At 70.6% G+C, this 8,263-nt stretch carries 8 protein-coding genes; 3 read left to right on the top strand and 5 right to left on the bottom strand.

The features are described from left to right. Positions 1–207: 207 nt before the first annotated feature. The 3 genes from ABT085_RS40545 to ABT085_RS40535 form a co-directional block, all read right to left on the bottom strand. Entirely contained in the window at positions 208–1,923 is a 1,716-nt protein-coding gene (locus tag ABT085_RS40545; RefSeq protein WP_351620308.1) for an LCP family protein, read from the bottom strand. 197 nt (positions 1,924–2,120) lie between these two features. Then, on the bottom strand, positions 2,121–2,822 hold the full coding sequence (locus tag ABT085_RS40540) for a DUF4232 domain-containing protein (protein ID WP_351620299.1): 702 nt from the start codon (positions 2,820–2,822) through the stop codon (positions 2,121–2,123). A gap of 154 nt (positions 2,823–2,976) precedes the next feature. Beyond that, positions 2,977–3,597, bottom strand: coding sequence for an SDR family NAD(P)-dependent oxidoreductase (locus ABT085_RS40535; protein WP_351620297.1), 621 nt, complete (start codon positions 3,595–3,597; stop codon positions 2,977–2,979). A 158-nt stretch (positions 3,598–3,755) separates the two neighbouring features. On the opposite strand from ABT085_RS40535, the gene ABT085_RS40530 reads away from it, so the two are divergent. Beyond that, on the top strand, positions 3,756–4,415 hold the full coding sequence (locus ABT085_RS40530; protein WP_351620294.1) for an NADPH-dependent FMN reductase: 660 nt from the start codon (positions 3,756–3,758) through the stop codon (positions 4,413–4,415). 87 nt (positions 4,416–4,502) lie between these two features. Here the strand turns inward: ABT085_RS40530 and ABT085_RS40525 are convergent, their stop codons facing one another. After that, positions 4,503–4,856, bottom strand: coding sequence for a hypothetical protein (locus ABT085_RS40525; protein WP_351620291.1), 354 nt, complete (start codon positions 4,854–4,856; stop codon positions 4,503–4,505). A gap of 281 nt (positions 4,857–5,137) precedes the next feature. Here ABT085_RS40525 and ABT085_RS40520 point away from each other — a divergent pair, with 281 nt between their 5' ends. Next, positions 5,138–5,527, top strand: a complete 390-nt coding sequence (locus tag ABT085_RS40520; RefSeq protein WP_351620288.1) for a hypothetical protein — start codon at positions 5,138–5,140, stop codon at positions 5,525–5,527. Between the two features lie 80 nt (positions 5,528–5,607). On the opposite strand, the gene ABT085_RS40515 is transcribed toward ABT085_RS40520, so the two are convergent. After that, the gene (locus ABT085_RS40515) at positions 5,608–6,315 is read right to left on the bottom strand and encodes a 2-phosphosulfolactate phosphatase (RefSeq protein ID WP_351620286.1); all 708 of its coding nucleotides are present in this window, start codon (positions 6,313–6,315) and stop codon (positions 5,608–5,610) included. 170 nt (positions 6,316–6,485) lie between these two features. Here ABT085_RS40515 and ABT085_RS40510 point away from each other — a divergent pair, with 170 nt between their 5' ends. Beyond that, positions 6,486–8,153 carry a beta-1,3-glucanase family protein gene (locus tag ABT085_RS40510; RefSeq protein WP_351620283.1) on the top strand — a complete coding sequence of 556 codons (1,668 nt, stop codon included), beginning with the start codon at positions 6,486–6,488 and terminating at the stop codon, positions 8,151–8,153. Positions 8,154–8,263: the final 110 nt, after the last annotated feature.

Genomic DNA, 8,263 nt, shown 5'->3' with positions numbered 1-8,263 from the left:
GGGGGCGGGACGGCCGGCGGACATGGCGCCGCCAAAGTGCCTCACACTTGATTCCAACGCGGGGCGGTTCCCTCCGCAACAGCGCGAGGGCGCCGGGACGGCCGCGCGGCCGTACGGCCCAGGTGACGGCCGTGCACCGTCGTACCGGGCGGCGAAGCGGGTTCTACGTACGTCCCGTCGCCGCCGAGGTACCCGCCCCGTCCGCCGTCAGCCGACGCACTCCTTCTTGTCGGCGCTCGACTGCGGGATGTCGGCCGGGGGCTTCGCCGGGTCGGTGAGCGGCACTCCGGGGCCGTGGAAGTCGCGCCCGAGGGTGAGGGTCATATCGGTACCGGACCCTGACCCGGCGGCGGCCGTGGCGGGGTGGAGCGCCGACGCGGACAGGCCCATCATCGCGGCGAGCGCCCGGGCCTGGCCGGCCTGCTCGGGAGCGTAGGCCAGCGTCGTACGGTCCTGCTTCGCCCCGGGGCCGTTGCCGCCGTTGGTGGAGTGGGCGACACCCTTGGTGTTCTGCAGCCACTCCAGGGTGTTCTGCGCCGCGCCCTGGGGGCCGCCGCTGTTGTAGACGGTGACCCGGACCTGCGACGGGTCCGCCTTGGGGCCCTTGAGCTTGGCGTCGGCCGTCGTGGGCTTCTTCGCGACCGCGGTCAGCGAGACGTCGTTCTTGATCGCCGTGAAGAGCGCGGGCGCCCTGGTCTGGTCGATCACGACGGTCCGGTGGTTCTTCCCCTCCGCCGGATTGTCCACGACCGGCAACGTCGTGAAGGTGATGTGCTCGGAATCCACCCGGTTGAGATCCTTGGCGAGCGCGGTGAGCTTGTCGACTCCGCCGATGCCGGTGTCCACGGTGAGCGACTTGGTGGCCGCGTTCGCCAGCTTGAAGAGCTTCGTGGGATCGGTGAGGGTGTTGCCGGACTTCATCTGGCGGATCATCGAACCCAGGAACTGCTTCTGAAGGTCGATGCGGTCCAGGTCACTGCCGTTCTTCAGCGAGTGACGCGTCCTGACGAACTGCAGCGCCTGTTCGCCCTGGACCGTGTGCGGGCCGGCGGCCAGACGCAGATGGGAGCCCTGCCCCCGCTCGTCGGTGTCGTCGATGGCGTGCGTGAGACAGATCGGTACGCCGCCGACCGCCGTGGAGAGCGTCTTCACGGCCTCGAAGTTGACCAGGATGAAGTGATCGATCGGCAGGCCGGTGATCTTGGAGACGGTCCGCATGGTGCAGCCCGGGTCGCGGCCCTCCTGGCCGAGGCTCTCGTTGAAACGCGGACTGAACGACGCCTGGGGCGTTCCCTTGATCGTTTTGGTGGAGCCGTCCTTCTGCTTGGTCGGGCAGTCCGGGATGCCGGTGACCATGTCGCGGGGAATGCTCATCGCCGTCGCGTTCGACCGGTCCTTCGCCACGTGGAAGAGGATCGTGGTGTCGGCGTGGCCCACGCTGCCGGCGTCGCCGTACTTGCCCCCCAGGCCTATTCGGCTGTCGGTGCCGATGACCAGGATGTTCACCGCGTCGTCGCTGGTCGCGTTCTTGCTGCCCGCGTTGCCGACGTCCACCGTGTTGATGTTGTTGTTGAAGTGCCGGTAGAGCAGATACGCCCCGCCGGCGCCCGCCACCAGTACGAAACCCAGCGTGCCCGCGGTCCACACCAGGACCCTGCGCTTCGTGGACCGCTTGGCCTTCCGGGACTTCGCCGCGCCGCCGCGGCGGGCGCCCTCGCCCGTACCGCCGCCGCCGTGGGCGCCCTCGCCCGGCTCCGGAGCGGGTCGCCGTTCCGCCTCGCGGCGTGCGCGACGCCCGCCCTGCTCCGGCACGGTGGCGGCCGGGGCGTCGCCGGCGTGCGTGTGCAGCCGGTACTCACCGGTCTCCGGGTCGAGGACCCACTGGTCCGCGGGGTCGATGTTCCTGCCGCCTTGCGTGTCCACGGTCCTCCGTCTGTACTGCGCCGCCCCTGCGACGGGTCCGGCCGTCCGGCCCATTCCGGATCCGCCCCGCGGCCAATCCCGGGGCATCCGTTCAGACGTCCGATTACGGCGGATGGTTGTACTCGGGAGGTGGACAACAGACCCACTGCGCATGGACCTTGGGGTGGACCTTCCGATTCGGCTTGCGGGCGTACGGGTCAGCCGCCCTGGCCGGCGCTGCCGATCGGCCCCACCTTGACGGGCATGCCGCCGCCCTCCGTGACGGGCAGGCTGCCGGCACCGGGCCAGGCGAGAGTGACCGTCCTGGTCTCGTTGGGCGGAGTCACCAGCAGACCCGTGATGCGGACACCGGAGCCGCCCGAGGTGTTGAGCGGGTAGCTGATGCCGAAGGCCGTGGACCGTCCGCTCCTGAGCACGGCCGAGGGGGCCGGGTCACCGGTGCGCTGCGCGGACAGCGACCCCGCATTCGTCTTCAGGTCGACGCCCGCGTACCCGGACAGGGTGCAGTCCCGGCCGCCGCGGTTCTTCAGCTCGACCACGACGGTGCCGTCGGGGTCGCCGTCGATGGTGCGGTCCTTCGCCGTGATCTCCAGGTCGGCGGTGTGGCACCGGCCGGTGGCCGTACCGCCCGCGTCGGAGCCGGAGCTGCTTCCGGCGGCCGTGCTCTGTCCGGTGGAGCCCGTGCCGGCCGTACCCTGTCCGGCGCTGTCCTTCCCGCCGTCCTGGTCCGAGCCGCCCGCCGTCGAGCCGCCCGCCGTCGAACCGCCGGTCGCGGAGGAGGTGGCGGACGCGGACGACGAGGTGCTCTGTCCCGTGCCGTCCGCGCCGCTCTGGCAGGCCGTGAGCGAGAGACCTGCGGCAACGGCCAGGGCGGCGAAGGTGAGCTGGTGAACGCGCATCGATACTTCCTCGGTTTCGGTGGGCAGACCAGGCTGCTCGGTCGGCGTGAGCGTCTGTGACGACCAGCAAGAGCGGCCCGGCCCGGCACTCCGTTCCGACCGACCGGCCGGTAATACAGTCCTGTTACAAGCGCAGCCGGACGGTGACAGACGGTCATGTCCGACCAGGACCGCCGCGCACCGGAGCCGTCCGAGTACCGCCGGTGAGCGTTCGGCCGGACCGCCGCGGGCCCTCGCGCCCCCTGTTCGGGCGGGGGTTCGAGGGCCCTGAGCGGTCTCGTCGCGGGGGCGGGTCGGGGTCGGGGTCGGGTCGGAGCGTCTTGGCCTGGCCGCCGTCGATGAGGGTCTCCGTGCCCGTGATGTTGGCGGCGAGGGGTGAGACGAGGAACAGGGCGAGGTCGGCGACCTCGTGCGCCTCGGTGATCCGTCCGGTGGTGATCCCCATGCCCTGCGGTACGGCGACGTCGAGCGCTTCCTGGGCGGTGGTGCCGGCACTCGCGGCGGTGGCGTCGGCGAAGCCGCCCGGCGCGGTCCAGAACGGCGTGCGGACCGGGCCGGAGGCGATCGAGTTGACGCGCACGCCCTGCGGTGCGAACTCCTCGGACAGGGACTTGTTGAGGTTGGTCAGAGCGGCCTTGGCCGCCGAGTAGTCGACCACCATGGGGAAGGGCAGCCGGGCGTTGATGGAGCTGATGTTCACGATGGCCGCGCCGCCCGCCGCGATCAGGGCGTGCCGTGCGGCCAGCCTAACGCTCTTTCTGGATTGGTCAATCAAGTATGGCGGCCTCGCTCCGGCCGGGGCTCGCCTCGCCGGAGCGCCGGGGACGAGACCGTCCGCGGTCCTGCGTGTCGGTCGCACGGGGGCTCTTTCCCGATCACACTCGTTGCGTGAGCGCCTCGCGGGAGGCGTGTGCCTGCGATGGAAGGACTGTCATGACCTCCGACACGCGTCCCGGCCCGCTGCGGGTGCTGGTATTCGGCGCGGCACTGCGGACCGACTCGGTCAACGCCCGTCTCGCGTCCCTCGTGGCCAGGCTCGTCTCCGACTCCGGGGCCGAAGCCGACCTCGCCCTGATGCGCGACTTCGACATGCCCTCGTACGACGGTGACGTGGAGACGGCCGAGGGGCTGCCGCCCGGGGCCCTGGCACTGCACGAGCGGCTGGACCGCAGCGATGCCTTCGTCATCGCCTCCCCGGAGTACAACGCCTCCGTGCCGGGCGTGCTGAAGAACGCGATCGACTGGGTCTCCCGCATCCGGCCGCAGCCGTTCAAGACCAAGCACGCCATGCTCGTGTCCGCCTCGCCTTCCCTGGTGGGCGGGAACCGTGGGCTGTGGGCGCTGCGGGTTCCGCTGGAGCATCTGGGCACCCGTGTCTACCCGGACATGTTCAGCCTGGCCGACAGCTACCAGGCCTTCGCCGAGGACGGCCGGCTGTCCGACGCGGGGCTGCACGAACGGCTCGCCGAGACCGTGTCGGGATTCCTCGGCCTCGTCGAGGCGGACGTGCGTTACGTGTGCCTGGAGCGCCGCTGGTACGAGTTCCTGGGCGACCGCACCGAGGCGGACGTCACGCAGCGGGCGGAGAAATGAGGCCCGCGGGTCGGGCGGGGTGACGGCGCCGGCGCCGGCCGCGAGGCGGTCCGTGGCCGCAGTCACCGGACCCGTGCGGTCCCGGGGTCAGCCGGCCGAGTCGACCAGCGTCTCGAATCCCGAGCTGTCGCAGTAGGACACCGCGCGACGCTCGGCTCCGGCGTCGCCGCCGACGGCGTACACGGTGTCGTCGAGGATGTGGCTGCCGCCGTGCTCGATTCCTTCCCCGGCGAGCCTCTTCGCGGCGGCGATGGCCAAGGTCCCGGCTGTTCCGAGGCTGTCCGACTCGGGCGCTCGGGCGGGCTCTCCGTCGTCGCCGCCGGTGTCCGTCGCGTCGGCCGCCGTGGCGTGCCTGGCGTCCTGCCAGGAGCCCAGCTTGGCGCAGTAGTCCTCCTGCCATTCCTTGGCCTGGGCGGGTTCGCCCGAAGAGCAACTGCTCATCAGGACAGCGGCGACGACAGCGGCCGCTGCTCGTGCGACGGCTCGTGCACCCCGACCGCGGTACTGCATGAACATGCCCTCCCCGAAGTTGCCGACCCAGAGTATGGACCACGGGTGCAACGTCGTGCCGGGTCGCGTTCGGGGGAGGAGTGACAGCGGACCGTCCTCGGTCCCCGATCACACGGCCGGCGTGCCCGGGGATGCGGCTCCGGATACGGCGGCCCACCGCCACTTCTCAGCTTGCGAGAATGGCCACGCTCTCGACTTCGAAGGGGTCGTCCATGTCGAACCTGAGGGATCTCGTCGAGCTGGTCGTACGTGATCTGTCGGTGGCGATCGAGTCGAGACCCTCCGTCACGTATTCCGGTCCGGATGGACAGGGTTACGTGGAAATCCTGGTCGAGGACGGGTCGGGGATGGGCGTGGGTTTCACTGTGGACCCGACGGCATCGCGGGCGGACATTCTCTACGAGATGGCCTGTCGGATCCCGGACGCTTATGTCGAGCTGTATGCCGTCGGGCTGCCTGTGGTCCCGGGTACCGTGCGGCCCGCTGTCCCGAGAGTGGTGGCGGACACGGTCGTCTGGGTGGATCCAGGCGAACGGGCGGCCTGGTCCTGCCCCGTCGGGGAATACCGACAGGCCGATGAAGGCCGACCTGAAGACGGCTGACGGCCTGACCTGCCGTATGCCCGACGGGCAGCCGAATCCCGGGTGTTGAAGCCGTAGCCCGGCAACGGTCAGTTCGACGCCTAGTCGGAGTGCGGGCGCGAGGGTGAGGGGGAGGGTGCGGCGTACGGGCGGAGGACCATGAGTGTGTCTTCCGTGGTCGCCACCATGGCGAAGGGGAAGCGGTCGACCTCGAGGCAGAGTGCGACGTCATCGGAGTGGACGCCCTGGCGCACCCCCTGCGCCAGCTCGGCGGCGGCGCGTGACGCGGCGGCGCGGTGGAGGAACGCGGTGGCCTCGGGCCCGGTCCCGCCGGCTCTCCCGGCGATGTACTGGGCACATGCCAGGTCCTCCTCGGCCCGGCCTTCCTCGCCGGTGACCACGAACGTGACCCGGTCGCACCCGCGGGTCCGCAGGAGCTGAGCCGTCGCCTCCGCCACCACGAAGGCGGCGCACAGCACCAGCGACGCCTCCTTGACCGCGAGGGCGCCGACCGTCCCTGCCGTGGTCTTCTGTACGACGGTCCGTCCGTCGAGGTCGACGGACCGCAGCAGGCCCGGTGAGTTGACGGCGTCGAACCCGGGGGCGGGCGGACCGTCCTTGATGGCCACCCAGTGCGGGTTACGCGCCTTGAGCGCCAGGGCCTGGTCGAGCGACTCGGCGAGAACGATCTTTTCTGCTCCCCGGGCGAAGGCCCAGGCCGCGACGGTGAAGGCGCGCATGACGTCCACCACGACCGCCGCGGACGGGGTCTCGGTGAGTTCGGCGATGCCGAGGAAGCGGGCGTCCATGACGATCATGATTGCGCACGCCCGGTTCACGGACGCGTGGACGTAATGGTTCCGTAACCTTGACGTGATTGGTCCAGTCCAATAACGTCCGCACAGAACTCCCCATGACACAACACCCCCCAACCGTCATGTAGTTGACGGACCATCACTCCCTCTGGGAGGGCCCCACTGTGGTTTCCCGACGTTCCTTCCTTGCCGCAGCCGGCGCCGCCACCGGTGCGGTTGCGCTCAGCCCGTTCTCACCGGTCTCGCCGCTGACCTCCGTCGCGGCGGCAGCGGGAGCCTCGCTCCCCGTCAAACTGGCGAACAACTCCGGCTACGACACCGTCTACGCCTACATATCAGGCACCGACAGCAGCGGCTGGCCGGTCTTCGTCTCGGCCAACGGCGCCCTGAACCGGCTGCCCAACCCGTCGTCCGCGGTGACCCCCATCGCCGACTACTCCATCCCGCTGGGCGCCTCCGGCTCGGCCGCCACCACCGTCAACCTGACCAATTACGTCATCAGCGGCCGCATCTATTTCTCGGTCGGCAAGAAGCTCCAGTTCTTCGTCAACCCGGGCACCGTGCCCGGCGTGGTGCAGCCCGCCCTGACCAGTGCCGACCCCAACTGGTCGACCAACTGGACGTTCTGCGAGTTCACCTTCAACAGCGCCAACCTCTACGCCAACATCTCCTACGTCGACATGGTCGCGCTGCCCATCTCGATGGCCAGCACCGGCAGCGGAGGCACCCAGACGGTCAGCCCGCTGCCTGCCGGCGCCCTCGCCTCCATCGCCTCCGGCCTCCAGGCACAGCACGCCGCCGACGGAGCACCCTGGGACCGGCTGGTGGTCACCGACTCCTCCGGCGCGGTGCTGCGCGTCATGGCGCCCGTGCACTCGCCGGTGGACTTCGGCGGCTACTGGAACGACTACCTGAACCGGGTCTGGAGCCACTACGCCACCACCCCGCTGACCATCAACGGCCAGGGCAGCATCGGTTCCTACACCGGCACCGTCTCCGGCAACGCCATCGTCTTCGCCGGTCTCAACACCAACGGTGTGCCGTTCACCAAGCCCAGCGCCGTCGACATCTTCGGCTGCGCGTCCGGTCCGCTCTACAACTCCGGCGGGGACGCCCGCGGGGCGATCGCCGCCCGGCTCGCCGCCGCGATCAACCGCAGCTCGCTGCTGGTCTCCGGCGGGAACAACAACCCCGACGGCGTCACGCCCGCGCAGTACTACACCGACCCGATCACCAACCACTACGCACGGCTGGTTCACAAGTACGCCAGCATCGGCTACGCCTTCCCCTACGACGACGTCGGCCCCACCGGCTCGGCCCCCGTCGACGGGCACATCCAGGACGGGGCGCCCACCTCGTGGAGCATCACCCTGGGCGCCGGCGGCACCGGCGGCGGCTCGGGCGGCGGCTCGGGCGCCGTCAGCGCCTACAGCACCATCCAGGCCGAGTCCTACTCCGCGCAGAGCGGGACCACCACCGAGAGCTGCACCGACACCGGCGGTGGCAGCGACGTGGGCTACATCGGCAACGGTGACTGGCTGAAGTTCTCCGGCGTCGACTTCGGTTCGGCCTCCCCGAAGCAGTTCATCGCCCGGCTGGCGTCGGGCGCGGCCGCCGGGGTCAGCGGTTCCGTCCAGGTGCGGCTCGACAGCACCGGCGGCACGAAGATCGCCGAGATCAACTTCGCCAGCAGCGGCGGCTGGCAGAGCTGGCAGAGCGTTCCCGCGAACATCGTCGCCTCCGCCACCGGAGTCCACGACGTCTACCTGGTCTTCTCGACGGGCAGTGGCGCGGACTTCACCAACATCAACTGGTTCACCTTCACCGCCTGACCTCCGGCGCCACGGCAGTGGGGGGGGGGGCCCCCCCGCCCCGGGGGGGCCCCCGCCGGGGCGGCGGGGAGGCCACAGGGGGGGTAGAAGACCACGCCCCGCCCGCACCC

It is taken from the genome of Streptomyces sp. NPDC002265, from assembly GCF_040296125.1.
Classification (GTDB): domain Bacteria; phylum Actinomycetota; class Actinomycetes; order Streptomycetales; family Streptomycetaceae; genus Streptomyces.
This window is presented reverse-complemented; position numbering and strand designations above follow the sequence as displayed.

Coding starts and splice junctions, on each gene's coding strand:
- ABT085_RS40515 (WP_351620286.1), bottom strand. CDS start 6,315: ATGGACGCCCGCTTCCTCGGCATCGCCGAACTCACCGAGACCCCGTCC.
- ABT085_RS40530 (WP_351620294.1), top strand. CDS start 3,756: ATGACCTCCGACACGCGTCCCGGCCCGCTGCGGGTGCTGGTATTCGGC.
- ABT085_RS40525 (WP_351620291.1), bottom strand. CDS start 4,856: ATGAGCAGTTGCTCTTCGGGCGAACCCGCCCAGGCCAAGGAATGGCAG.
- ABT085_RS40520 (WP_351620288.1), top strand. CDS start 5,138: ATGTCGAACCTGAGGGATCTCGTCGAGCTGGTCGTACGTGATCTGTCG.
- ABT085_RS40540 (WP_351620299.1), bottom strand. CDS start 2,822: ATGCGCGTTCACCAGCTCACCTTCGCCGCCCTGGCCGTTGCCGCAGGT.